The sequence below is a fragment of the Pseudomonas sp. QTF5 genome, assembly GCF_000512695.2.
Taxonomy (GTDB): Bacteria; Pseudomonadota; Gammaproteobacteria; order Pseudomonadales; family Pseudomonadaceae; genus Aquipseudomonas.
The window spans coordinates 1-25,130 of the sequence record NZ_AZRW02000002.1 but is presented as its reverse complement, the minus strand read 5'-3'; the positions used below and the strand labels follow the sequence as shown (position 1 = coordinate 25,130).

The 25,130-nt window shown below is 60.1% G+C and carries 26 protein-coding genes; 9 read left to right on the top strand and 17 right to left on the bottom strand.

The annotated features are described in order from the left end of the window. The first annotated feature begins 86 nt into the window (after positions 1–86). The 3 genes from IC37_RS01675 (at position 87) to IC37_RS01660 (ending at position 3,410) form a co-directional block, all read left to right on the top strand. Positions 87–1,205, top strand: coding sequence for a DUF3616 domain-containing protein (locus IC37_RS01675; RefSeq protein ID WP_030130779.1), 1,119 nt, complete (start codon positions 87–89; stop codon positions 1,203–1,205). An 84-nt stretch (positions 1,206–1,289) separates the two neighbouring features. Continuing rightward, positions 1,290–2,792 (top strand): aldehyde dehydrogenase family protein, encoded by a 1,503-nt coding sequence (locus tag IC37_RS01670; RefSeq protein WP_030130780.1) that lies wholly within the window; start codon positions 1,290–1,292, stop codon positions 2,790–2,792. 267 nt (positions 2,793–3,059) lie between these two features. After that, positions 3,060–3,410, top strand: a complete 351-nt coding sequence (locus tag IC37_RS01660) for a BON domain-containing protein (protein ID WP_030130781.1) — start codon at positions 3,060–3,062, stop codon at positions 3,408–3,410. Between the two features lie 111 nt (positions 3,411–3,521). On the opposite strand, the gene IC37_RS01655 is transcribed toward IC37_RS01660, so the two are convergent. After that, the gene (locus IC37_RS01655; protein ID WP_030130782.1) at positions 3,522–4,181 is read right to left on the bottom strand and encodes a carbonic anhydrase; all 660 of its coding nucleotides are present in this window, start codon (positions 4,179–4,181) and stop codon (positions 3,522–3,524) included. Positions 4,182–4,361: 180 nt separating this feature from the next. Next, positions 4,362–4,829: a cyanase gene (cynS, locus tag IC37_RS01650; protein ID WP_030130783.1), complete on the bottom strand. Its 468-nt coding sequence runs from the start codon at positions 4,827–4,829 to the stop codon at positions 4,362–4,364. 118 nt (positions 4,830–4,947) lie between these two features. Here cynS and cynR point away from each other — a divergent pair, with 118 nt between their 5' ends. Then, the gene (gene cynR, locus IC37_RS01645) at positions 4,948–5,853 is read left to right on the top strand and encodes a transcriptional regulator CynR (RefSeq protein WP_030130784.1); all 906 of its coding nucleotides are present in this window, start codon (positions 4,948–4,950) and stop codon (positions 5,851–5,853) included. Here cynR and IC37_RS01640 read toward each other — a convergent pair. From IC37_RS01640 to IC37_RS01615, 5 genes are all read right to left on the bottom strand, one after another. Then, complete coding sequence (locus IC37_RS01640) at positions 5,839–6,138, bottom strand: hypothetical protein (protein ID WP_030130785.1); 300 nt, start codon at positions 6,136–6,138, stop codon at positions 5,839–5,841. The two genes, cynR and IC37_RS01640, sit on opposite strands and share 15 nt — an antisense overlap. A 126-nt stretch (positions 6,139–6,264) precedes the next feature. Further along, positions 6,265–6,594, bottom strand: coding sequence for a hypothetical protein (locus tag IC37_RS01635; RefSeq protein ID WP_030130786.1), 330 nt, complete (start codon positions 6,592–6,594; stop codon positions 6,265–6,267). A gap of 669 nt (positions 6,595–7,263) precedes the next feature. After that, positions 7,264–7,773 (bottom strand): GNAT family N-acetyltransferase, encoded by a 510-nt coding sequence (locus IC37_RS01625; RefSeq protein WP_030130787.1) that lies wholly within the window; start codon positions 7,771–7,773, stop codon positions 7,264–7,266. Positions 7,774–7,968: 195 nt separating this feature from the next. Further along, positions 7,969–9,918, bottom strand: a complete 1,950-nt coding sequence (locus IC37_RS01620; protein ID WP_030130788.1) for a DNA topoisomerase III — start codon at positions 9,916–9,918, stop codon at positions 7,969–7,971. A gap of 115 nt (positions 9,919–10,033) precedes the next feature. Further along, positions 10,034–10,363 (bottom strand): DHCW motif cupin fold protein, encoded by a 330-nt coding sequence (locus IC37_RS01615; protein WP_030130789.1) that lies wholly within the window; start codon positions 10,361–10,363, stop codon positions 10,034–10,036. 148 nt (positions 10,364–10,511) lie between these two features. On the opposite strand from IC37_RS01615, the gene IC37_RS01610 reads away from it, so the two are divergent. After that, a complete protein-coding gene (locus IC37_RS01610) occupies positions 10,512–10,874 on the top strand; it encodes a DUF427 domain-containing protein (RefSeq protein ID WP_030130790.1) in 363 nt (120 codons plus the stop codon). Positions 10,875–11,035: 161 nt separating this feature from the next. Here IC37_RS01610 and IC37_RS01605 read toward each other — a convergent pair whose 3' ends face one another. Together IC37_RS01605 and IC37_RS01600 are read right to left on the bottom strand one after the other, a co-directional pair. Beyond that, complete coding sequence (locus IC37_RS01605) at positions 11,036–12,658, bottom strand: MFS transporter (RefSeq protein WP_030130791.1); 1,623 nt, start codon at positions 12,656–12,658, stop codon at positions 11,036–11,038. 140 nt (positions 12,659–12,798) lie between these two features. After that, positions 12,799–14,460 carry a GMC family oxidoreductase gene (locus IC37_RS01600; RefSeq protein WP_030130792.1) on the bottom strand — a complete coding sequence of 554 codons (1,662 nt, stop codon included), beginning with the start codon at positions 14,458–14,460 and terminating at the stop codon, positions 12,799–12,801. 133 nt (positions 14,461–14,593) lie between these two features. Between IC37_RS01600 and IC37_RS01595 the strand changes: the two genes are divergently transcribed. From IC37_RS01595 to IC37_RS01585, 3 genes are all read left to right on the top strand, one after another. Beyond that, complete coding sequence (locus IC37_RS01595; protein WP_030130793.1) at positions 14,594–15,478, top strand: LysR family transcriptional regulator; 885 nt, start codon at positions 14,594–14,596, stop codon at positions 15,476–15,478. Between the two features lie 222 nt (positions 15,479–15,700). Next, the gene (locus IC37_RS01590) at positions 15,701–15,916 is read left to right on the top strand and encodes a DUF4287 domain-containing protein (RefSeq protein ID WP_030130794.1); all 216 of its coding nucleotides are present in this window, start codon (positions 15,701–15,703) and stop codon (positions 15,914–15,916) included. Positions 15,917–16,289: 373 nt separating this feature from the next. Continuing rightward, positions 16,290–16,649, top strand: coding sequence for a DUF6124 family protein (locus IC37_RS01585; protein ID WP_030130795.1), 360 nt, complete (start codon positions 16,290–16,292; stop codon positions 16,647–16,649). 176 nt (positions 16,650–16,825) lie between these two features. On the opposite strand, the gene IC37_RS01580 is transcribed toward IC37_RS01585, so the two are convergent. Genes IC37_RS01580 through IC37_RS01550 form a run of 7 tightly spaced genes read right to left on the bottom strand, consistent with a single transcriptional unit; the run spans position 16,826 to position 23,171 of the window. Then, a complete protein-coding gene (locus IC37_RS01580) occupies positions 16,826–18,244 on the bottom strand; it encodes an ATP-binding protein (RefSeq protein WP_030130796.1) in 1,419 nt (472 codons plus the stop codon). Continuing rightward, positions 18,241–18,903, bottom strand: coding sequence for a response regulator (locus tag IC37_RS01575; RefSeq protein ID WP_030130797.1), 663 nt, complete (start codon positions 18,901–18,903; stop codon positions 18,241–18,243). Before IC37_RS01575 ends, IC37_RS01580 begins: the two co-directional genes overlap by 4 nt. An 11-nt stretch (positions 18,904–18,914) precedes the next feature. Beyond that, the gene (locus IC37_RS01570; RefSeq protein ID WP_030130798.1) at positions 18,915–19,559 is read right to left on the bottom strand and encodes a tetratricopeptide repeat protein; all 645 of its coding nucleotides are present in this window, start codon (positions 19,557–19,559) and stop codon (positions 18,915–18,917) included. Beyond that, on the bottom strand, positions 19,556–20,365 hold the full coding sequence (locus tag IC37_RS01565; RefSeq protein WP_030130799.1) for an SDR family oxidoreductase: 810 nt from the start codon (positions 20,363–20,365) through the stop codon (positions 19,556–19,558). Before IC37_RS01565 ends, IC37_RS01570 begins: the two co-directional genes overlap by 4 nt. Next, positions 20,352–21,026: a TenA family transcriptional regulator gene (locus tag IC37_RS01560; protein WP_030130800.1), complete on the bottom strand. Its 675-nt coding sequence runs from the start codon at positions 21,024–21,026 to the stop codon at positions 20,352–20,354. The genes IC37_RS01565 and IC37_RS01560 overlap by 14 nt, the downstream gene beginning before the upstream one ends. Beyond that, positions 21,023–22,504, bottom strand: coding sequence for an AMP-binding protein (locus IC37_RS01555; RefSeq protein WP_030130801.1), 1,482 nt, complete (start codon positions 22,502–22,504; stop codon positions 21,023–21,025). Before IC37_RS01555 ends, IC37_RS01560 begins: the two co-directional genes overlap by 4 nt. After that, positions 22,494–23,171 carry a thermostable hemolysin gene (locus tag IC37_RS01550; RefSeq protein ID WP_030130802.1) on the bottom strand — a complete coding sequence of 226 codons (678 nt, stop codon included), beginning with the start codon at positions 23,169–23,171 and terminating at the stop codon, positions 22,494–22,496. Before IC37_RS01550 ends, IC37_RS01555 begins: the two co-directional genes overlap by 11 nt. A gap of 186 nt (positions 23,172–23,357) precedes the next feature. Between IC37_RS01550 and IC37_RS01545 the strand changes: the two genes are divergently transcribed. After that, the gene (locus tag IC37_RS01545) at positions 23,358–23,930 is read left to right on the top strand and encodes a cytochrome b (protein WP_030130803.1); all 573 of its coding nucleotides are present in this window, start codon (positions 23,358–23,360) and stop codon (positions 23,928–23,930) included. On the opposite strand, the gene IC37_RS01540 is transcribed toward IC37_RS01545, so the two are convergent. Continuing rightward, entirely contained in the window at positions 23,911–25,017 is a 1,107-nt protein-coding gene (locus IC37_RS01540; RefSeq protein WP_030130804.1) for a DNA alkylation repair protein, read from the bottom strand. The genes IC37_RS01545 and IC37_RS01540 overlap by 20 nt on opposite strands. Positions 25,018–25,130: the final 113 nt, after the last annotated feature.

The following is a 25,130-nucleotide window of genomic DNA, read 5'->3' as shown; positions in this document are numbered from 1 at the left end:
GCATTTCTTGACTAGCGCTCGATGACCGCTACCGTGAAGCAGGCATTCTTTGACTCACCTGAACGGGTGAAGGAGCGGGTGACTTCATGGTGAATTTCGGTTCCGCGCTTCTAGTCTTCAATGACCCGGACACTCATTTGCGCAAAGGGTTGTCTGCCGTGGTCCAGATAGGCGACACCCTGTGGGTCGCCAATGATGAATCCTTGAGCCTGGAGCGCCTCACCCTGCGTGAGCCCGCCGGTGCGGGCGAGTTTCTGTTTGACCAGCACGAACAGTTCTCGTTGGCGTCCCTGTTGGCGCTGCCGGCCATCCCGACGATTGGCGAAGAAATCGTTGAAGCAGACCTGGAAGGCATGAGCTACGACCGCGACACGGGGTATCTCTGGATCGTGGGGTCTCACAGCCTGAAACGGAAAAAACCCGACAGCAGCAAGTCCCTGAAGAAAAACGCCGAGCGTCTGGCAACTGTCAGCAGCGATGGCAACCGTTTTCTCCTGGCCCGGATTCCGGTGGTCGAAGAAAACGGGACGTTCACTTTGGTGAAAAGCACCACCAGCGATGATCGAGTCGCGGCCCAATTGGCCGGCAATCACCTGGGTAACGAATTGCTCGATGAGCTCAAGGACGACGAGCATGTGGGGGCATTTCTGCACATTCCCGGTAAGGACAACGGATTCGATACCGAAGGCCTCGAGATCAACGGCAAGCGTGTTTTTATCGGGTTGCGAGGGCCTGTGCTGCGGGGCTGGACCATTGTTCTGGAGATCGAACCCGAGGACCATCCCAAGGCTGCTCACACGCTGACGCTGAAAAAAATCGGGCCCAAGGGGCGCAAATATCGAAAGCATTTTCTCCAGTTGGGCGGACTCGGCGTCAGGGATTTGTGCATCGAGGGTGACGACATGTTGATCCTGGCCGGGCCGACAATGAACCTCGACGGGCCTGTCAGCTTATTTCGATGGCACGACGGCGCCAGGCCAACAGACGAAAGTTTTGTCTTCAGCGAACAATTGACGCCGGTCCTGGAGGTTCCTTATGGGCAAGGAGAGGATAAAGGTTGCGATCATGCCGAAGGAATGACCTTTGTCAGCACCGCCGGCGTAGAAGAGCCCTTGCTGCTGGTGGTCTATGACGCGAACGCCGCGTGGCGCAGACAGGGGAGCAATCGCCTGGAGCAAGATGTATTTCGACTGGCGAAAAAGTAACCGCCACTGCACCCCCGGTGAATGACGCTCCGCGAATTTTGCTATACATTTTCCGACCGTCCCCCTGCATGGTGAAACCGTTTCATGTCTCTTGCGCTCGAACGTCTAGTTGCTGGCACGCCGATCCCTTTTGCCGGTAATCGTGTCACGGTCGTCAGCCCCGAGCTGGCGGCGCGCTTTCAGCCCGGCGACCATCTGCTGGTAGAGCAGGTCAGCGGTGAATTGCTGCTGATCCCGGTGGCGGACCAGCAAGCGGCGGCGGTCGCCATCGAACGTGCCGAAGTGGCGTTCGCTGCGATGTCCAGCGTCTCGGATCACGCCATCAGCGAGTTCTTCGATCACTTTGCTCAACGCCTGGAAACGCCTGAATGCTGGGCCTTGATTGCGGCTGCCAACCTGACCGACATCGAGCGGGCCAAGGCTCGCGGGCGATCCACCACGCGGTTGCTCGCCGATGAACGCATGCGCGGCGACATGATCGCCGGCCTCAGGGCCTGGCGCGATGCACCGGCCACCCGCGGCAAGGTCGTAAGCTGCGTCGAGCATGACGGCTGGAAAGTCGAGCAAGTGGTGTCGCCGCTGGGCATCGTCGCGTTCGTGTTCGAAGGCCGGCCGAATGTCTTTGCCGACGCCGCCGGTGTATTGCGCACCGGTAACACCGCGGTGCTGCGCATTGGCAGCGATGCGTTGGGCACCGCCCAGGCCATCGTCACCCATGCATTGAATCCTGCATTGGCTGACGCCGGATTGCCGACCGGAGCAGTTTCGCTGGTGGAAAGCGTCAATCACGCCGCCGGTTGGGCGATGTTCGCCGACCGACGCTTGTCGCTGGCCGTGGCCCGTGGGTCGGGACGTGCGGTCAGCCAGTTGGGCAGCATCGCGCAACAGGCCGGCACTGCCGTCAGCCTGCACGGCACCGGCGGCGCGTGGCTGATCGCCGACAAGGATGCCGATGCCCAGCGCTTTGCCGCCGTGGTGCGCAACTCGCTGGACCGCAAAGTTTGCAACACCCTCAACGTTTGCTTGATCCACCGCGATCGAGCCGCTGAACTGGTGCCGCTGTTTCTCGACGCACTGCAACAGGCCGGCACCGCTCGGGGCCAGGGCTGCAAGTTGCACATCGTCGAGGGTAGCGAGCAGCATTTGCCAACCGATTGGCAGACCGCGAACGTCGAGGTGTACCGCGCCGAAGGCTATCAGACCGAAGCGCTGGCCGAACCGCTGCCCGAAGATCAATTGGGGCGCGAGTGGGAATGGGAAGAAACCCCGGAAGTCAGCCTGAAGATCGTCGACGACCTGGACCAGGCCATCGCCTTGTTCAACCGCTACAGCCCGCAATTCACCGTGTCGCTGATCAGTGAAGGTGCCCCGGCGCAGGAGCGTTTCTACAACGCGGTCAACGCACCTTTTGTTGGCAACGGGATTACCCGCTGGGTCGACGGGCAGTACGCGCTGAACAAGCCGGAACTGGGGCTTTCGAACTGGGAGAGTGGGCGCCTGTTTGCACGCAGCGCGATTCTCTCGGGGGATGGTGTGTTCACCATCCGTAGTCGCATGACGCAGACGGATCTGTCGGTCAAACGCTGAAACGGCACTCCAGAACAGCCGCGCAAACCTGTGGGAGCGGCGGTGCGACGATTCGACTTGCTCGCGAAAGCGGTGTGTCAGGCGACATCAATGTTGACTGTGCCGCCGTCTTCGCGAGCAAGCCCGCCACAGGATTTTCGTCGCTCTTATTAACTTACCGGCATCAGGGACAGCCCCCCACCGACCGCAGGCAACGGCACGCACTATACTTAATGTGTGTGCATGTCTGCGGTGGGGCGGGCGGCGCATCTGAGAGAGGATTGCGCCATGAAACTTCATTCCTTTCAACATTACTCTCATGACCTGGAAGCGGTCGTTCACGACACGTGGATTACCACCAGGGTGAAGTCCGCCCTGGCATTGGCCGACTCAACCCTTGGCCTGCATGTCCATGTCAAAACCCATGCGGGCAGGGTGGCATTGAGCGGCCGCGTCAACACTCATAGGCAGTGTGAGCAGGCTGTTGCTCTGGCCCGTTCGGTTCATGGTGTCGTCGATATCGATGCCAGCGAATTGCTCACTCACGTGTTCACGCCGGGCAGTTTTCCAGAAGCGCCCAATGCCGAAGAGTCCTCCGAGCGTCGGTCACAATCGTCTAAAAAGATTGACGATAAATGACAGTGACGATCTTGTGAGTCCCGGTCGGGAACCGAGGACGGGTGTAGTCGCGCGCGTGCCCCTTTTTGTAATGCTGCACCAAGCCTGGCGCAGCTCGGGCGGGTGAAGCCTTCAGGCGGCTGCGACCGCTTGACCATACACCGCACAGGTGTCCGGGTGCTCGGCCAGCGACACGAAGTTGCGACGGCTGGCATCCAGAGCATCGACCGAACCGGTCTCGATGTCATAAACCCAACCATGCAGATTCAGCAGGCCTTTCTCCTGAGCCAGACGCACGCTCGGGTGAGTCTGGATGTTCGCCAGTTGGGCGATGACATTTTCCCGGACCATCGAACTTACCTTGGCTGCGTCGCTGGCGTGAGGGCGGGAGTCGTTGATCACCTTGGCCGACTCGGCGTGTTGCAACCAGCCACTGACGGCAGGCAGGTGATCCATGCATTTGCACTGGGCAATGGCGGTCATGGCGCCACAATCCGAATGCCCGCAGATCACGATGTCCGTCACACTCAATACCGCGACCGCATATTCGACCGTGGCCGACACACCGCCGGGATGCGGGCTGTAAGACGGCACGATATTACCGGCATTGCGCACCACGAACAGTTCGCCGGGTTCTTGCTGGGTCAACAGTTCCGGCACCACACGGCTGTCGGAACAGGTGATGAACAAAGTGCCGGGATGCTGGGTGGTGGCCAGGTGTTTGAACAGGTCGGTACGTTGGACAAAGGCTTCGTTCTGGAACTTCAATAAACCTTCGATGAGCGCTTTCATGGCTGATTTCCTTGCAATGAATGAGGGGGGCAGTTAAGTGCAGAACCTGTGGGGGCGGGCTTGCTCGCGAAGACGGCGGCACAGTCAACATTGATGTCGCCTGACACACCGCTTTCGCGAGCAAGCCCGCTCCCACAGGGGGCAGTGTTCAAAATCTTAATTGACTGGCATTAGTCGATTTCAGAACGGACGCAATGGCAGGAACTTGCCGTCCAGGGTAATCACTGCGCGGGAACCACCTTCCGGATCTTCAACTTTCTTCATGTCCAGCTTGAAGTTGATCGCGCTGATGATGCCGTCGCCGAATTGCTCGTGAACCAGGGCTTTGAGCGTGGTGCCGTAGATCTGGATCATTTCGTAGAAGCGATAAATAGTCGGGTCGGTCGGGACACCCGAGAGGCTGCCGCGCAGCGGAATGATCTGCAGGCGAGCCACGGCATCGGCGTCCAGTTCGAGTTTCTCGCCAATCACCTTGGCAGCGGCTTCCGGCAGCGGATGCTGGCCGAGCAGGGCGGCGGTGACGTAAGCCAAACCCAGGCCGGTGCCGTCGGTCAGATCCTGCCAGGACAGATTCTTGCGCGCCTTGGCATCGAGGATCGAAGTGGTCAGGGCCAGACTCGGATCCTGGTAAGCATGGGACTGTTGCATGGTGTGACTCCTATCGGTTGTCGCTGGAAAGTGCAGCCATCTTCGGTCGATTGATCAATAGCGTCCAAGACCGATATACAATGCTTTGCATAAGTCCTGCCTATAGATGGTGTGTCCCATGCTGCTCCGACATTTGCGCTACTTGCTGGCAGTCGCCGACCACGGTGGCTTCACCCGCGCCGCCGAGGCTTTGCACGTCTCTCAACCGACGCTGTCCCAGCAGATCCGGCAACTGGAGGAAACCCTGGGCGTCAACCTGTTCGACCGCACCTCGCGCACGGTCAAACCGACCGATGCGGGGCAGGCCTATATCGAAAGTGCCCGTCGGGTACTGGTGGAACTTGAAGCGGGGAAACGCGCGCTGCATGACGTGAAAGACTTGTCTCGCGGCACTTTGCGACTGGCCATGACGCCAACGTTCATGGCGTATCTGGTGGGGCCGTTGGTGCGCGACTACGTGGCGAAGTTTCCGAACATCCATCTGCAGATTTTCGAGTTATCGATGGATGACATCGAGGCCGGGTTGCTCGATGACTCGCTGGACATTGCCATTGCCTTTACCCCGGTGAGAAGCCCCGACATCGAGTGCGTGCCGGCGTTTGTCGAGACCTTGGGCGTGATGGTCGGGCGTAGTCATCCGTTGTACGAGCGCCAGAGCCCGCTATCGCCAAAGGAGGTGGCGCAACTGGAGTTCGCGTTGCTGACGCCGGACTTCATCACTCGATCCTCCATCGACGGGTATTTTCGGCAACAGAACATCACGCCCAAAGTGGCAATCGAGGTGAACTCGGTGAGTACGCTGTTGGAGGTCATTCGCCATGCGCCGATGGCCACCATCCTGCCGGAACCCATCGCCACTGCGGAACGGGCATTGCGTAAAATTCCGCTGCTGGGGGAGGCGCCCAACCGAGGGGCCGCGCTGCTTCGGCGCAAAAACAATTATCACAGTGCGGCGTCGCTGGCCTTTATGGATCTGGTATTGGGCGCGGCTGCGGTCGAGTCGGCGAAGTCAGTCATCCACTGATTGGCACAGCCCATTGGGAGCCTTGCCGGTGGAGGACACGGTCACCGAATCGTCATCGGCGAGGATGATCGTAATCGTGATGCCCGAACCCCTGGCTTCGAAGCGGCGATCGTTGATGGCTTTGGTTACCGCCTCTTTACTGTTGATCAATACCGGGCCGTCCTGATCCGCATGGACGACGACTTTACCGGGGCAGTCCACATCGAATGATGGAATGCCAGGGAGGGTTTTCGCATGGGCAACATTCGCCATCGCCAACACTATGAATATCAGGATTTTGTTCATCGCAAGCCTCCAGAGATCCAGCAGGGCATACGGTTAACCATAGCTTTGTTTGGTGCGCACGAGACAAACGAAAAGGCCCCGCTGGATATTCCGAGCGGGGCCTTTTTTCATTACTGAGGGGGGTTATCAATACAACCGATCAATCACCCGAACTTCGTTCTGGTTCTGCATCGATGCCCACGCCTGTTTCAGCGTTTGCAGCACATTACCGATGAAGTCTTTGTCGGCCGCGGCTTTTTTGCCGACATAACCCTGGCCGCGACGGTACATCTTCAGTCGGGCGAGCAGGTTCTGGTTGCTCCGGTCGAACGCTTCTTCGTGGGCATGGGGCGACAGGCAGTCGATATGAACCTGGCCCGATTTGCTGATCCACAGAATATGGCTGTCCTGGCTGTCTTTTTGCGCAGCGAACAAGCGAGCCAGTTCATCGATAGTAGGTTGATTGTTCAGATTCATTGTAAGCCCCTTGACCATTTGGTGATCTTTCAAAGTTGATTCGCTAATACAGGTAGCCCATCGGTTAGTTGATCCCTGGCACCGAAACCAGGACGTCAGCGGTTGGCCGTCAATACGACGGGGGCCCGCGTCTGTTGCATGTAGTCGTGTTGAATAACTGCTACGCAATAGCGTCACAACGAGGAGAAGCAGCGAAAACCTGGAGGCCACTGCCGACGTTTTCAGGGTCGGCCACAAGCTTCATGAGGATTGATCGCCAGCGCTTCTCGCCCTTGTACTGGACGTTCAGGCCAGGTCAGCTTCTTCAATCTGCCTTGTGGGCAGCGTGTATCCGGGGAAAACAGCTCGGCGGTCAGACGAGCTTGCTCAAACGTGTTGCCTGTACTCCCGATCGGGGAGATGTCTGCATCATGCAAGGGCAAATCGGAGGCGTCAACGGTTTTGTAGTGATTATTTTTGTTCACTACATATTGTCGGACAAAGTGATTTTGGAATTAGAAAGTCAGGCGTGGCTGGCACACCGGCCCCGTAGGAGCGAGCGGTGCGGCGATCCGACTTGCCCGCGAAGAACGATGACGCGGTCCTGCCGTTTGTCCGCGTGATGGCTTTCGCGGGCAAGTCGGATCGCCGCACCGCTCGCTCCTACGGGGTTTGTGCGGGTGCCGAAGGCTACGATGTTTTAAAGCGGTAAACGGTGCACGGATAACCGTCGATCGGCAGGTGATGCAGGGTGAATTCACCGCCCGTGAGATCAGGCATCACCCTGGCCCAGAACCCCCGCGCAGGCTGGTTGGCATCGATGTGGAAAATCTGCCATTGACCGGGGAACCGGTTCAAGAGGGCAGAGACGACAAACTTCGCGACGCCTTGGCCACGAAAGTGTCGACTGACAAAAAAGTAGCCGATGTTGTGCTCGGCGCCGACGATATGGGTTTCGTTATCCACGGTCACAAAACCGGCAAGTTCGCCGTCAACCTTGATCAGAAACGGTCTGGTTGCGCGATTGCGCCAATAATCAAGCCTGGGCTGGATGTTGAAGAAGCCATGTTCCCCGAGCTTCAGCGGCAGCCATTCGCTGAAGTCATACACGTAGAACTGCATCAGGTTTTCGATGGTTTCCAGTTCGTCGCGCTGAGCGGCGTGCAGTTCTATCGAGGGCTGGCTTCTGATTGTCGTCATGGTCGTACCTTTTCAGAAAGCAGGGCTGTTGCCTGGCGCGGACCCTGTGGGAGCGGGCTTGCTCGCGAAGAGGGTGTGTCAGTTAACATTGATGTCGCCTGACACACCGCTTTCGCGAGCAAGCCCGCTCCCACATGGATTGTGTGTTGCCGGGCTTGAAGAACACTAGACCATTCAGGTTCGCTCGAACTGCTCTCAAGCCTTGCCCGCCGGTTTCGCCGCGCGTTTGGTGCCGGTCGAGGGCTTGCGTTTGGCCGGTTTTCGCTTGTTTTTCCACGGTGTGGCGCCACGCCCGGCCGGGCTTGCCGGCCCGCTGATGGTCAGGTGCAGGCCGGCGCAACGGGCCACCTGCTTGCTCATCCATGCAGCCTGTTTGGTGACGAATTCTTCCAGGCTCATTTCACCGCTCTGCACCATGTCCAGGGCCTGTTCCCAGATCGCCGTGGTTCCGGGATCGGCAATGGCGCGCGGCACGGCGTCGATCAGGCTGAAAGCCGCCGGTGTCGCGGCCAGGGCCTTGCCGTTCTTGATCAGATAACCGCGGTCCAACAGGCCCTGGATGATCGAGGCGCGCGTCGCTTCGGTGCCGATGCCGGTGGTGTCCTTGAGCTTTTGCTTGAGCAGTGGATCTTCCACCAGTTTGGCGACGTTCTTCATCGCCTTGATCAGATCGCCTTCGGTGAACGGCTTGGGCGGCTGGGTCCAGAGGTCCTTGAGCTTCACGTCGGCCACTGCGCAGTCACGCCCTTCGGCCAATGCCGGCAGTGTTTGTGGTGCCGGTGCTTCGCGGCCCTTGGCTGGTGCGAGAGCCTCGGGCAGGGCGCGTTTCCAGCCGGGCTCGACGATCTGCTTGCCCACGGCACGCAAGGCTTCACCGGCGCAGTCGAAGTCGGCCTGGGTCCGGTCGTATTCATGATTGGGCAGGAACTGCGCCAGGTAACGCGCACGAATCAGGGTGTAGACCGCCCGTTGCTTGCCTGCCAGTCGGTCGAGATTTTTCGCCGCCGCCGTGGGAATTATGCCGTGGTGAGCGCTGACCTTGGCATCATTCCAGGCCCGTGAGCGGCGCTGGGGCTCCAGGTGATCGTGCAAGGCGTTCAATGCCGGATCAGCCTGCCTTAGCGCAGCAAGAATACTTGGGGCTTCGCTGTGCTGACTCAGCGGCAGGTAGCCGCAGTCACTGCGTGGGTAGGTGATGACTTTGTGGGTTTCGTACAGCGCCTGGGCGATATCGAGGGTTTCCTGAGCCCCGAGCCCGAGTTTCTTCGAGCAGACTTCCTGCAACGTGCCCAGATCGAACGGCAAAGGCGCCACTTCGCGCATCCGCTCGGTGCGCAGTTTGATCACCCGAGCGCTCGCCGCACCGCCAATGGCCGCAGCGGCTTTCTGAGCCAGCGCCTGATTCAGGCAGCGGTCCTGATCGTCGCAAACGTCGGAGGCTGCACGCCACTGGGCGGTGAACGCGGTGCCGTCGTGCAGCAGTTGCACATCGATCGCCCAATAAGCGACCGGGACGAAATCGGCAATGCTGCGGTCGCGATCCACCACCAGGCGCAAGGTCGGCGTCTGCACCCGACCGACCGGCAGCACACCCTGATAGCCGGACTGACGCCCCAGCAGGGTGAACAGCCGACTCATGTTCATCCCGATCAACCAGTCGGCCCGGGAGCGCCCCAATGCCGAATGATAAAGGCTGAACGTCTCGGCCCCCGGCTTTAGCGCCGCCAGTGCCTTGCGGATCGACGCATCGTCCAGCGCCGACAGCCACAATCGCCGGATCGGCCCGCGATAACGGCAATGCTCCACCAGTTCCCGGGCGATCATCTCGCCCTCACGGTCGGCGTCGGTGGCAATCACCAGTTCACTGGCCTCGCCGAGCAAGCGTTTGACCGCCTTGTACTGGCTGGCCGTGCGCGGTTTGACGGTCATCTTCCACTTTTCGGGAATGATCGGCAGATCCGCCAGCACCCAACGCTTGTAACGCGCGTCATAGGCATCCGGCGGTGCGGTTTCCAGCAGATGGCCGATGCACCAGGTCACCGTGACGCCCGTTCCCAGCCAGCAGCCGTCGCCCCGGCGTTTGGCGCCGAGCACGGCCGCAATATCTTTGGCCTGGGAAGGTTTTTCACAGAGGTACAGCTGCATAACCACCATCGTCGATCAGTGTTCGAGAGGTGCACAGAATGGCGGCTGATGAGCGATGGAGCAATCTTTATCTGTATGGATGTACAGCTTAAGCTGTTGCGGTTGATGACAGCGGTCAGTCCACCACAAACAATTTGGCGCCAATGGCGGTGGATGACCGATGCGCTTCGGCATTGTCCGCCACTTGATAGCTCATGCCCGGCGTGAGAACGAAGACTCGACCATCCTCCAGTTCGGTGTGCAGTTCTCCCTCCAGGCAAAACAGCACATGCCCTTTTGAGCACCAGTGATCGGCCACATACCCCGGCGTGTATTCGACGATGCGCGCACGAATCGCGCCGAACTGCCGGGTGCGCCACAGGGCGCTGCCAGTCTCGCCAGGGTGTTCGGTGGGTTCGATTTGCGACCAGTCGGTGGTGCCGAAGGGGATGTTGGCAATGTCCATGCTGCTCTCCTGGTGGGGCATGCTGTTTTGGGGACCTCACTGTAGCCCAAGCAAGCTCCGTTCGGCTGTGAAGCAGTCGCGATGCCGAAACATGAGGTATACCTGTCGGATCGCGATACAGCGCAGCAGCGACAGAGGATCCTACTCCATGAAAGCCCCCGGACCCGGTAATCCCATCGCCATCAGCCCTCAACCCGGCTGCGTGGTGGTGAAGTTCCATGGCATACAGGTGGCATCGTCCACTCGGGCGCTGGTCATGCATGAGGCCAATTATCCTCCGGTGTACTACATCCCCCGTGAGGACATCGCCGAACAATATTTCGCCCGCACCGACCACACCAGCTATTGCCCGTACAAGGGCGATGCCAGCTATTTCAGCCTGCAAATCCCCGGGCATGAAGGTGCCAATGCGGTATGGAGTTATGAGGACCCCAAGGTGTCAGTGGCGCAGATTGGCGGGTATGTGGCGTTTTATCCTGAAGAGGTCACTTTTGAGGTGCTCGATACCTGAGGTGCGGAAAGCAACGTGGCAAGGGCTTATTGTCTGAACGCAATCCATGTGGGAGCGGGCTTGCTCGCGAAGGCGGTGTGCCAGACAACATTGATGTCGACTGACACTCCCTCTTCGCGAGCCCGCTCCCACAGGTAAGCCTCCGCTAGAGATGCATGCCGTCAGTTCTTGTCCAGATCCACATTCTTCGTCTCTCGCAAACAGATCATTCCCACTACCAGGCTCACCCCGGTAATCACCACCGGGTACCACAGCCCGTAGAAAATATCCCCGGTGTACACCACCAAGGCAAACGACACCGTCGGCAGGAAACCACCAAACCAACCGTTGCCGATGTGGTAGGGCAGGGACATGGAGGTGTAGCGGATGCGGGTCGGGAACAGTTCAACCATCAGCGCTGCCAGCGGGCCGTAGCACATGGCGGAGATGATGATCAGCGCGACGATCAGCGCCACGATCATCGGTTTGTTGATCTGTTGGGTGTCGGCTTGTGACGGATACCCGGCCAGGGTCACCGCGCCGCGCAGGGCCGCTTCATCGTAGCCATCGATTTTCACTTCGCCGATGCTGACCTGCACAGCGCTGCCGGCCGGGGCCGCTGCGCTGTTGTAGGGCAGGCCCTGTTTGACCAGGAAGGTTTTGACCTTGTCGCACGGGCTATCAAATTTGGCCTTGCCCACCGGGTCGAACTGGAAGGTGCAGGTGGCCGGGTCGGCCAGTACGGTGATCGGGGCTTGGCGGCTGGCCTGATCGATGGCCGGGTTAGCGTAGTGAGCCAGGGTCTTGAAGATCGGGAAGTACAGCGCAGTGGCCAGCAACAGGCCGATCATCAGCACCGGTTTGCGCCCGACCTTATCCGAAAGCCAGCCAAAAAAGATGAAGAACGGCGCGCCGATGATTACGCTGACGATCAGCAGACTGTTGGCCAGGGCCGGGTCCATTTTCAGGAATTGGGTGAGGAAGAACAGCACATAGAACTGCGCCGCGTAGAAGGTCACCGCTTGCCCGGCGTTGATGCTGAACAGCGCAATCAGCACCACTTTGAGGTTGTCCCATTTGCCGAAGGAATCGCGCAGCGGCGACTTGCAAAGCTTGCCTTCTCCTTTCATTTTCACGAACGCAGGCGACTCATGCAGACTCAAGCGAATCCAGGTCGAGATGCCCAGCAGCACGATTGAAAGCAGAAACGGAATGCGCCAGCCCCAGACTTCAAACTGGTCGCCGGTGAAGTAACGGCAACCGAGCACCACCAACAGCGACAGCAGCAAACCGAGGGTGGCCGTGGACTGAATCCAGCTGGTGTGGAAACCGCGTTTGCCCATCGGCGCGTGTTCCGCGACGTAAGTGGCCGCGCCGCCGTACTCACCGCCCAGCGCCAGACCCTGGAGCATGCGCAGCACCACGAGGATGATCGGCGCGGCAATGCCGATGCTCGCGTAAGTCGGTAGCAAGCCGACGCAGAAGGTTGCCAGGCCCATGAGGACGATAGTCGCGAGGAACGTGTATTTACGCCCGATCATGTCCCCCAACCGTCCGAACACCAGCGCACCGAACGGTCGCACGATGAAGCCGGCGGCGAAGGCCATCAGCGCAAAGATGAACGCCGTGGTGTCGTTGACCCCGGCGAAGAACTGTTTGCTGATGACCGCCGCGAGGGCGCCATAGAGGAAAAAGTCGTACCACTCGAACACCGTCCCGAGGGACGAGGCGAAGATGACTTTCTGGGTTTCCTGACTGGTGCCGGCGCTGCGGACGGCTTCCAGGGGCTGAACATGTTCTGACATATCGGTATCCCTCACAGTGATTGTTTTTGTTGTTCCACTGGTGTTGCGTAGTCCTTGCGGCGGTATTTCAACGTCCTTAAATCTAGTGCGATCCCCTGTGGGAGCGGGCTTGCTCGCGAAAGCGGTGGGTCAGTCGACCTCTATGTTGAATGTAATGCCGCCTTCGCGAGCAAGCCCGCTCCAGGGGAGAGGTCTATAGGCGAAGGGCTGAGGATCAGTTGCGCGGCTTTCTCGGCGATCATCAACGTCGGCGAACAGGTGTTGCCCGAGGTGATGCGCGGCATGATCGAGGCGTCGGCGATGCGTAGGCCGGGAATGCCGTGAACGCGCAGCTCGGCGTCGACTACCGCGTCCGCATCGTTGCCCATCCGGCAGGTGCCCACCGGGTGGAAAATCGTTGTGCCGATCCGGGCGGCTGCTTCATGCAATTGCTCTTCACTCTGCAAGCTGTCGCCGGGCAGATACTCGACCGGTTTGAACGCTTGCAGCGCGGGTGCGGAGACGATGCGACGAGTCAGGCGGATGGCGTCTGCCGCCACTCGCAAGTCTTCGGGATGGCTCAGGTAGTTGGGCTGAATCAGCGGCGCTTCCCGCGGGTCAGCGGAGCGAATGTCTATCCGGCCACGGCTTTGCGGGCGCAGATCGCAGACCGATGCAGTGAAGGCAGGGAAGGCGTGCAGCGGTTCGCCGAAACGCTCCAGCGACAACGGTTGCACGTGGTATTCGAGGTTCGCCGAGGTCTGCTCCGGCCCCGAACGGGCGAAGGCGCCGAGTTGGCTCGGGGCCATGGACAGCGGGCCGCTGCGGTCATACAGATAACGCAGGCCCATGCCCATCTTGCCCCACAGCGTGCCGGCAATCTGGTTCAGGGTGCGGGCGTTTTCCAGTTTGTAGATCAGCCGCAGTTGCAGATGGTCCTGCAGGTTGCCACCCACGCCGGGCAGTTCATGGGCAACGCCGATGCCCAGTTTTTGCAGCAGCGGACGAGGGCCGATACCGGAACGCTGGAGAATGCCTGGTGAACCGACGGAACCGGCACACAGCACGATTTCCTTGCGAGCCTTGAAGGTTTTCGCCTGGCCTTGCCAACGTGCGCTGACTGCTGAGGCACGGCCGTTTTCCAGCAGCACGCGGTCCACTTCAACGTCAGTCAGCACCGTCAGATTGGCGCGCTGGCGGATCGGTTTAAGAAAGGCCTTGGCCGCGTTCCAGCGAATCCCGGCTTTCTGATTGACCTGGAAATAGCCGCAGCCTTCGTTGTCGCCCTGATTGAAGTCATCGATGCTGGGGATGCCGGTTTGTTCGGCCGCGGTGCGGAAGGCGTCGAGGATCGGCCACGACAGCCGCTGGCGCTCGATCCGCCATTCGCCGGCAGCGCCGTGAAATTCCGAGTCGCCGGCAAAATGGTTTTCGCTTTGTTTGAACAGGGGCAGCACGTCTTGCCAGCTCCAGCCGGCATTGCCCTCGGCCGCCCAACCGTCGTAATCGCCAGCCTGGCCGCGCATGTAGATCATGCCGTTGATCGAGGAACAGCCGCCGAGCACTTTGCCGCGCGGGTAGCTCAGGGCGCGGCCTTGCAGACCGGATTGCGCTTCGGTCTTGAAGCACCAGTCGGTGCGTGGGTTGCCAATGCAGAACAGGTAACCCACCGGGATGTGAATCCACGGGTAGTTATCGCGGCCGCCGGCTTCGAGCAGCAGCACGCGGTGTTGCGGGTTGGCTGACAGTCGATTGGCCAGCAAACAACCGGCCGGCCCGGCCCCGACCACGATGTAGTCGTATTCATCAAGGGAAGTCTGCATCCCTGACCTCGTATTGTTGTTCTTGTTGTCGGTCATCCTAGTTGTTAGCTTTCGTTAAAAAAATGTTAGTTTTTGCGCAGCTGCTGTGCGTTTTTAAACAGCGTCATTAACGGCATAACGTCAAGGATGGTTCATGTTCGACTGGAATGACCTGCGGTTTTTTCTCGAATTGCAGCGCAGCGGCCGCTTGCTGACCGCCGCTCGCCGTTTGAACACGACCCACGCCACCGTGGCCCGGCATATTGAAGCCATCGAAAAAAGCCTCGGCACTGCGCTGTTCGTTCAGCATGCACAAGGCTACGAATTGACCCCGGCCGGCGAAGCGCTGCTCAAACACGCCGAGGCCATGGAAAACGTCGCGCTGCTGGCTCAGGAAGAAATCACCCAATCATCCGCGCCGCTGGGCAAGATCCGCGTCGGGGTGACGGAAGGGCTGGGCATCATGTTCCTCGCCAGCCGTATGAACGGATTGTTCGAACGCTATCCGGGGTTGGAAGTGGAATTGGTCGCGGTGCCGCGCTTCGTCAGCATCCTCAACCGCGAAGCGGAGATCAGTATTCACCTGGAACGCCCGGCCGCCGACATGCTGGTCACCCGCAAACTCACTGACTATCGCTTGGCGCTCTACGCCAGCCAGGCCTATCTGGACCGCTCGCCACCGTTGCGCAGCCGTGAAGACCTCGGTCGTCATGCATGGATCGGCTACGTCGACGACTTGTTGTTCAGCCAGGAACTGATGTTCCTCAACAGCTTCTGCCGCAACCCCCAGGTGGTCTTTCACAGCACCAGCGTCATCGCCCAGCAACAGGCCGCGCGCTCGGGGTTGGGGATCGCCGTGTTGCCGTGCTACATGGCCAGCACCGATCCGGACTTGGTACCGTTGCTGCCGGACGAAAGCATCCAGCGCAGTTATTGGATCAGTACGCGGCGCGAGCTGCACAAGTCCGTGCGGCTGCGGGTGTGGTGGGATTACGTGGTGGATTTGTGTGAGCGTGAGCAGGGGTTATTGCTGGGATAACAAACATCAAAAGATCGCAGCCTTCGGCAGCTCCTACAGGGATAGGTGTAGGAGCTGCCGAAGGCTGCGATCTTTTGATCTTGGGAGAGTGTCAGATTCACTTTCCCAAATGCTCTGCGAGCTTGTTCCGGCTAGACAGCGCAGCCGTCCTGGCCTTCAATTCGTGGGATGAAGACAGGGAGCGTCCACCGACACTCCGCCGTGAACAAGGGAGCTTGCAGCATGACCGAAGATACAAAAGTGAAAGGCCCGGCGTCGTACTTCCCGTCAATCGAGAAAAAATACGGCCAGCCAATCGACCACTGGCTGGATCTGCTGGAAACGGTGAGCGGCAAGAAGCATATGGAAATGGTGGCCTGGCTGAAGGCTGAACACGGTATGGGGCACGGACATGCCAATGCGTTGGTTGCGTATTATTTGGCGAGTTCACCCACCTAGCCTACAGCCCATTTAAACAAGAAAAATCGCGATCGTTTAAATGAAGCTTGCCGTTACCACCTAAGAGCTACAACGCCTTGCGCCACCGCCTACAGGTAAGACAGAATCCGCCGGCTTGTGCGTCTAGGAGCCCGTCGGTAACTTGATTCCCGTCACTGCTCGTCAGTGATCGGGTCTGCAAGCCCGCCGGAATACCAGTCGCATAGCCCTGCCAAAGGACGCTCGTTTATGTCCGCGTAATGGCGGCTTTGTGCGGGAGATCTTCGGATCTGTCGGGTTCCTGGTTTCCCGGTCTTGCAGACCCGCACATAGCTGCCACCCATCATCTGCAAGTGATGCTGGTAGCTCCTAGTGAACAATCAGGAGTTTCTTCATGATCAAACCTACGCCCAATCCGCCGGACACCGATCCGATATCCCCGTACGAACCCGATTCAAAGCAGCTCAATGAGGCCGCCAAGCGGGCTCTCGACTTCCACTTCCCGTCGAATGCCGACATCAAAGCCACTGCGCGTAAGCCCAGCACCCTGTTTTCCGTGAACCCAGAGGCTACTGCCGAAACCCTGGCGGTTTTTTTGGTCGAGACGCTGGCCTCGGTCGATGTGATGGTCCATCAGTTGGTAGATCATCTAGAGGGTGAGGCGCGTCACGCCCTGCTGGGTATTTCGAACAGCATCATGGTGGCGGAGATCACCGCGATCCGGGTGCTGGATCACATTGATACGCCCGAGTAGGTATGGGCTGCTGTGGTGAGTGAGTGAGTGACTGACGCAGGGTTGTGCAGTGGCCCCTTTTTTGGGGCCGCTTCGCGGCCCAGCGGGAGCAAGCGCCCTCGCCACAGATTGTTCAGCGGCCACGAACAGGATGTGCCGCATGCACCCTTCCCCTGTAGGAGCGGGGTTGTAGTCATTCAGCCATTGGGCGGCAGCTCGCGGGTGGTCCGTTGCACAGAGTTGTGGTTCTGGCCATCGGGAATCGACAGGGTCGCCCGCAGCCCGCCTTCGGGTGAATTGACCAGCGTAATCCGCCCACCCAGCCGCGTCGCTATGGTGCTGACGATGGTCAGCCCCAACCCCGCGCCCCCGGTATTTGCTCGGCTGTAAAAACGTTCGAACAACCGCGTACGATCCGCTTCGTCGATGCCCGGCCCCTGGTCCTGGACGCTCAAGTTGTAGAACCCGTCCTCTTGGCTCAATTGCACGGTGATGACGCCATGTTCCGGTGAAAAATTCGCAGCGTTGGTGACCAGATTGTTCAGGGCGATGTCGATGGCGGCGGCGTCGGCGAGGACTTCAAAAGGCTGGTCATCGACGTCGAAGGCCAGTTCCAGGTTCCTGCTCAATAACCAGGGTGTGAGCTGGGCCAGACTGGCGCGCACGGTTTCGCTCAGGTCGATGCTGGTCAGCACCGGCGCCACGGCCTTGGGTTCGAGACGGGCCATGGTCAGCAGCTGATTGACCAGGCGGCTGGTGCGGTCGACCCCGGCAATCAGGAACGCCAGGGATTCGCGACGTTCCTGTTCCGTGCCGGCTTCCTGCAGGTTTTGCGCATGCACCCGCAGCACGGCCAGCGGCGTGCGTAATTCATGAGCGGCGTCGGCGATGAAGCGCCGCTCGCGGCCAAGCACTTCTTGAATTTGCGCGAGCATGCGGTTGAGCGCTGCTTGCATCGGTTCCAGTTCGCTGGGTAACGGGGTCAGTTGCAACGGCTCCAGAGAACCGCTGTGCCGTGCCCGCAACGTTTCCGCCATATTGGCCAGGGGTTTGAGCCCCCAACCAATGGCCAGCCAGACCATGGTCGCCAATATCAGGCTGCCCAGCACATTGGGCCACAGGGTATGACGCACGATCCGGTCTACAAGGTCCGCACGTACGTCGTCCCGTTCACCGACCCAGATGCGCAGGTCACTCTGTTTGTCTTCGAGCATGAACACCCGCCAATGGCGGTTGTGCAGATCCACCACATCGCTGAAACCGGATTTCGTCGGCGGGGTCGTGAAGGAGGGCGCACTGGCGGTGTGCACCAGCACTTCGCCCTTGCGATTCCATACCTGAAAGGCAATTTTGCTTTCATAGGGATGACCATCGACTCTCGGCACCGCTTCACTCAAGGCCTTGTTGAACGCTTGATACAGTTCGGCGTGTTCATTGCTGGCCAGCGGCATGCGCATCACACCCTGCAGCAGCCGGGCGTTCTGGGCCAGTTGGGCGTCGTAGACTTCGGCAATTTCGTGATTGCTGTCGTGCAGGTTGAGTACGCTGATGATCGCCAGGCCAGTCAGCATCAGGCCGATGATCAGCGTCAGGGTGCGACGCCGGATCGAAGTCATCGACGCTCCTCCACCAGGTACCCGACACCGCGAATGGTGCGGATCAGGTCGGTGGAGAACTTCTTGCGCAGGTGATGGATATGCACTTCCAGGGTGTTGCTTTCGGCTTCTTCGTTCCAGCCGTAAAGCAGTTGCATCAGGTGATCGCGGGTCATGACCCGGCCCGGCGGCGAAAGCAATTCGTGGAGCAGTTGATACTCCTTGGGCGTCAGCGCCACCGGCTCGCCTTGATAGCTGACTTGCTGGGTGCCGGGGTTCAGGCTGATGCCGGCGTGTTCGATCAGCACTTGGGCGCGACCGGCGCTACGCCGCAACAAGGCCCGCAGGCGAGCCTTGAGTTCGGCCAGGTCGAAGGGCTTGATCAGGTAATCGTCGGCCCCGGCATCCAGTCCGGCGATGCGGTCTTCGGTGGCATCCCGGGCGGTGAGGATCAGTACAGGCAGGTTGGACCCGCTTTCACGCAGGCGGTGCAGCACTTGCAGACCGTCCATGCGCGGCAGGCCGAGGTCGAGCACGGCCAGGTCAAACGTCTCGCTGAGCAGCGAATGCAAGGCACTGCTGCCGTCTTGCAGCCAGTCGACGGTGTAACCCTCACGGCCCAGGGCCTGATGAATGCCCTCGCCGAGGGCCATGTCATCCTCGATCAGTAATAAGCGCACGCGGACTCCTGTCAGTTGAGTTTCTTGTTCACGTCCACCAGTAATGCTTCGATGTCTTTGCGGCGCCCGGCGTCGGCGCTTTCCCGGCCAGGACGCGGTGCCGCTTGCAGGGCTTTTTGCAGTGCGTCCTTGGCTTCACCATAGCGCTTTTGACGGTAAAGGTGATCACCCCAGAAGTACAGACTGTCGATGCCGGCCGGGTTCAGCTGCAAGGCTTGCTTTAACAGTTGTTCGGCCTTGTCGGCATCGCCGAAACCGAGGGGCCAGCCGGGCACGCGATCATACAGCGCCGCGAGGCTGGTATAGGCCGAGCCTTGCAGGGCCTTGGGATCAATGGTGAGGGCTTTTTCCAGGTCGACTTTGGCGGCCTTGACCTTGCTCAGGGCGCCGAGGCCACCCTGGGCTCCGGCCCAACTGCTGGTGACAATGCCGGACCAGATCCACGCTTCGGCCAGGGATTGGCGTTCTTGGGTGAACGCCGAGGCCAGGGTCGCGAGTTTTTCGAAGGCCGCGGTACGCTGGTCGGCGGGCAATTCGTATTGAATGTGCGCCCAGCTTTGCTGAATGCCATTAAGGCGCTGCTGATCGGCGGCGTCCAGCGCCCAGACGCTTTGGCTCAACAATCCGAGCAGCAGGCAAGTGACGATTTTTTTCATGGTTTGAGGCTCTCGTTATCGGGCTTCTGACTGAGGCGACGGATCAGCGGCAACCGCTTGCGCAAACCACGGTCCACCAGATGCGGCAACAGGCTGTTCAGGCGGACGAAAAAGCGTTCCGGCCAGCCCAGGTACAAATCGCGGCGGTCACCGGCAATGGCGCGGATGACCGCCGAGGCGACGGTTTGCGGATCGTCGACATTGGCTTTGAGCGCATCGTTCAGCGCCTGGGCCGCCGGGCTGTTCATGCTGGTGTGGGTCGCCCGGGGGGCAACGTAAAGCACGCTGACCCGGGTGTCGGCCAGCTCCCGGCGCAGGGCTTCGGAGAAACCGCGCAGGGCAAACTTGGTGGCGCAATAGCTGGCGTAACCGGGATAGCCGATGGAGCCGTAGGTCGAGCCGACGTTTACCACCATGGCGCTCTCGGCTTGCTTGAGCAGCGGCAGCAAAAGCTTGGTCAGGCAGATCGGTGCGCTGATGTTCACCGCCAGCATCGCATTGATCTCGCTGTCATCGAGCTGTTCGAGCATGGCGAAGTGATTGATCCCGGCGGCATTGACCAGCAGGTTGATGCCGCCGATGGCTTCGGCCGCGGCCAGCACTTTGCGTCGGTCGCCGGGGACGGTCAGGTCAGCGCCGACCCAACACAGGTGCAGCGGGTAGCGTTCGAGCAAGGGCTCCAGCGACTCCCGGTGCCGGGATACGGCCAACACCCGCGCGCCACTGGCACACAGGGCGCTGGCAATGGCCAGGCCGATACCGCCGCTGGCTCCAGTCAAAACCACACGGGCTTCATGCAGCTGCATGCAAGTTCTCCCCATCGCGGGGCAGGCCGCGGAACATGTCGGTATAGAGTTTGTAAACGACCTTCGAGGCATGAATCACCGCGGCTTGATCCTCCGGGTCTTCGAGTGTGTTCATCAGCCGGCGGTAGGTCTGCATGTGTTCGATATCCAGCGAGCCGTGGGAGCTCAGGTAGCTGAAGGCGGTTTCCGGCAGCGCCAGGCGTTCGCGGATGCTGCCGGCCGCGTGGGTGGCCAGGGCAATGCTGGTGCCTTCCAGCACGTTGACCATGCCGAACAGGCCCACCGGGTTGTCTCGGGCAATCAGGTCGTAGAGGAAGCTGACCATCAACTCGATTGGCAGCGAGGGACGACCGTTACGCACCGCCTCTCTGTCGCCGCCACAGGCCTCGATGTCGTCGAGTACCCACTGTTCGTGGCCGTATTCGTCCTCGATGTACTCGCACACCGCTTTGCGCAGCCATTCCAGCCGCAGCGGCAGACGTGCGCCGCACGCCATCATCAACGGCACGGTATGGCGCACGTGGTAGTAGGCTTGGGCGAGAAAGGCGCGGTAGCTGTCCAGGCTGACCTTGCCCTCAAGGGCATCGCGGATGATCGGCAGGTTGAACAACTCGTGGCGTTCTTGCAGGGTGGCTTCTTGCAGGGTGTCGAAAAAACTCATGATGCGGATTCCTCGGAAAAAACGGGTTCAGTGAGCTGCGCCCGGTAACGCTCGACGATGGCGTCGCGGCGCGGTCGGCCATTGGCGGTCAGCAAGCCATTGGCGGCGGTGAACGGTTGATCGAGACGGGTCCAGTGATGAACCTGGGCGTAATCGGGCAAGGCCTCGTTGGACTGGGCCACGGCGGCGGCGAGCTCTTCATCGGTGCAGTCCGGCCGATGGGGCCAGAGCAGGGCGTGGTTGCTCGGCATCGCTTCGCCGTAGACGAACGCCTGAGCGATGTGACGACGCTGAGTGAGTTCGGCCTCGACCCATTCCGGATTGACGTTGCGGCCGAAACTGGTGACGAACTGATGCTTCTTGCGCCCGTTGAGGTAGAGAAAACCTTCCGGGTCGAACTCGCCAAGATCGCCGGTCGGCCACCAATCATCGCTGAAGGGCGCTTGCCCCAGATAGCCAAGTAGGGTCGAGCCCTTGACCAGCACTTCACCATCGTCGGCCAGGCGAATCTCGACGTGGGGCAGGGGCCGGCCGACGCTACCCGGGCGGCGCGCGCCCGGGCGATTGAGGCACACCACCGACGAGCATTCCGACAACCCGTAACCCTCGTAAACCGGAATGCCGATGCGCTGTGCGCGATGCAGTAACTCTTCGGAAACCCGTGCGCCACCGACCGCGGCAAAACGCAACGATTGGGGGTTGAATGCTTTTTGCTCGGCGGCGCTGACCAGCATCAGCAGCAACTGCGGCACCAGGATCAGACTTTCCGGTTTTCGGGTGGCCAGACAACCCAACAGCCGCGGTACATCGACACCGCTGGCGCCTTGAATGCCCAGGGTTTTCTGGCTCGGTACGCTCAAGGTCGCGCCGGCATACAGCGCGGCATAACAGCCGAGGTTTTCCAGCAGAATCGCCAGGGGCAGCAGTGCCAGGTGATGCCGCGGATCGGTGGGCTTGCTCGCCTGATCCAGTTCACGGGCCACCTGCAAAAGGCTTTCGGCGCTCAGGCACACGCCTTTGGGCGTACCGGTGGTGCCTGAGGTGAAGGTCAGTTTGGCGGTGCCTTCGGGTATCCGGTTCGGACCGCTGAAGGTGCGACGCCAGAATGCGCCGGTCTTCTCGTAGCCGGCCGCCTGCAGTTCGGCTTCCAGTTCCGGTTCGGCAATCACCAGCTCGGCCTGGCTCTGTTGCAGGCAATGATTGCGTTGTGCCGGGCTGAAGAAGGGCGGCAACGTCAGGCAGGTCAGGCCTTCGAACAGTACGGCCAGGTCCCAGAGCATCGCCTCGGTGCCATTGTCCAGCGCCAGCGCGACCACGTTGACGTGCTCATCGCGTAGACGCTGTTGGCGGTACATGACCTCGGCGTACAGCGTGGCGTAGTCCAGTTTCAACTGATCGCCCCACAAGGTGATGGCGTTGGTCTTGCGTTCGGCATGACTGCGCAGGGTCTGTTTGAAGCGCTCCATTTCAAGCGACATGGCTGGACTCCTCAAGGGACGTCGGCAACCCCAGGCGATTGAACAGACCGATGTTGCGCAAATGGATGAAACCGGCGCGGATGTTGCCGACATGCACCCATGGCTGACTCTCGTAATAACTGCCCCAGAGGTGACGGTCGTCGCCCAGCCGCACAGGATCGGCGGCGCAGAGCGTCACTGGCTTCAAGCCCAAGCGATGAAAACTATTCACCAGCCCGATGTTGCCGGTGAACGCCACCCATTCCAGCCCGCCCATTGCCAACAGGTAGGTGATGGCAATGATGCTCAGGCGCGCACTGCCGGTATCGCTGGCGGCGAGGTTCCCGACCTCGACAATACCGGCCCGGTCCACGGGTTGGCCGGCAGCGTCGCTGATCAGCGGATCGATCGCCTCGTCCAGGTAACGCTCCAGAAACAAGGGTTCGGCACTGGCCAGTCGTACGCCAGCCACCGCACACAGCGTGCCTGACGCATCGCTCATGCCGAACAGCTGCGGCATGAATTGGCGGATGTCGGCGCCATGAGCCTTTCGAAAACGTTGCTGGATAAAGGCTTCGAAGACCGGACGCTGGGGATCGTCCGGCAAGGCTCTGGCCAGACTCATCTGCGGGGTTTCGGCTTGACCGAAGTGCAGGGGCAGAGGGATGTTCCAGTCGAAATCGGGCATGGGCAAGAACGCCTCCCTGAGTAAGTTCGGGAGGAGTATCAGAGGCAATTCTTAACGGAGTCTGAAGGTGACCTTCAGATTGTCTTAAGACTGGACGGGCAGGGTGGCGCCGGTCGGTTCGACGAAACCGGATCCAGGCTGTACGAAATGAGTCGGCAGCCGCCACTGATCTTCACGAGGCCCTGTATGACCCGAGATTCAGCAGTACACCGGTATGGAAAACTCTCGATCACCTTGCACTGGCTGATGCTGGCGCTGTTCGTCGGCGTTTATGGTTGCATCGAGATCAAAGGATTGTTGCCCCGTGGACATGCCCTGAAGGGCCTGTTTCTGGGGCTGCACGGCATATTCGGGTTGAGCATTTTTGTGCTGGTTTGGGTTCGCTTGCTCGGGCGCCTCACGCCCCGGCCATCGATTACCCCGACCCCGCCCACCTGGCAGGCCGGCGTCTCGCACCTCATGCACCTGGCGCTGTATGGGCTGATGATCGCTACGCCGCTATTGGCCTGGTTGATGCTGGCCGCCGGGGGCAAGCCGATGCCGTATTTCGGCTTTTTCTTGCCGGCGCCGGTTGCGGTTGATCCCGATCTGGCCAAGCAACTCAAGCATTGGCATGAATTGCTTGGCAGCACCGGCTACTGGTTGATTGGTTTGCATGCAGCGGCGGGGTTGTTCCATCACTATTGGGTCCGGGACAACACGCTCACGCGCATGCTGCCGGGGGGCTCTGGTGTGGGTGTTAATGAGCGTCAGCGATAATTCGGAATTGGGTGCTGGCCAAGCGTTCGCCATTTACCAGAATGTGCACCGCGTGCTGGCCGGCATAGTGCCTGCGGGTGGTCAGTTCCTTGATGTGCTGACTGCGGCTGATGGCTTCGCTGGCATTGTCGGACAGCGTGAGGGCTTTAAGTTTGAACACCTTTGCCGAGGTGCTGCCGTTGGCTTTGACATAATCGATAGCGTAATCGATCACCAATCGCTGACTATCCGGGACCGTGGACTTCACTCTGAAAGACAGGGTGATTTTCTCACCCAGACGTATCACCGCCGGCTCAACCTTCACGTCAATGATTTCAACCTCGGGCTTGCCGCCCGCGCCAATGATTGCCAGCGCTCGCTTGTTACCCTGTTTGATCAAACTGCGCAGGGCGTGTCTGGCGATCCAGGCTGTGTGCTTGTTTTCCAGCGACCATCCCTCGATCAGATCCAGCACCCACTCGGGATGATCCTTGGTGATGTCGTTGAGGTGGTTGGCCACGGATTTGCGCACGTAGAGACTGTCATCGGCCTTGAGGTTGTCGAGGATCGCAGCCGCCAGTGTCGGGTCGGCCTGGACCTGTTCCAGGCGGAACGACCATGGCAGGCGCGGTCGGCTGCCTTCGCTGGCCAGGCGCCGGACGTGTTCGTTGTCATCCAGCGACCAGTCGTGCATCAGCGCCAACGAGCGCTCGATATCGCGGCGCAGAAAGTGCCGGATCGCAAATTCCGAGGAGCCGAAGGCTGTGAAATATTTGAGCGCATTCATCGACAGATCGAATGTGTGAGCGCCGTAGGTTGCGACGTAGTGCGGCAAAAACATGCTGACGAAGGCGCTGTTCAGGCGCGGTGCGAGGGCGCGCAGGACGTCGAGGGATTCTTCATAACCGAGCGGCAATACCGCGTGCAGGCATTCGCTGACGCAGGCTATGCGTTGCATGACTGACAACTCCGCGAGGCCGGTTTTGGCCAGTTTCAGGAAGGCCTTGGCATCAAAGCCGGGATAGACCGCCGTCATTTCGGTGGCGATGTGCGCGAGGCGTTCGGCGTTGAAAATTTCCTTCAGGGCGGGGGAGGTTTGGTCAGCCATTGTGAGCTCCTTGGAAATTCCGATTTACCTGAAATACCGCGTTATCGTTCTTCGCGAGCAAGCTGATCTGGTCCAGTAATTTTGGACATTATTTTCGGTTCTCACGCCGCCAT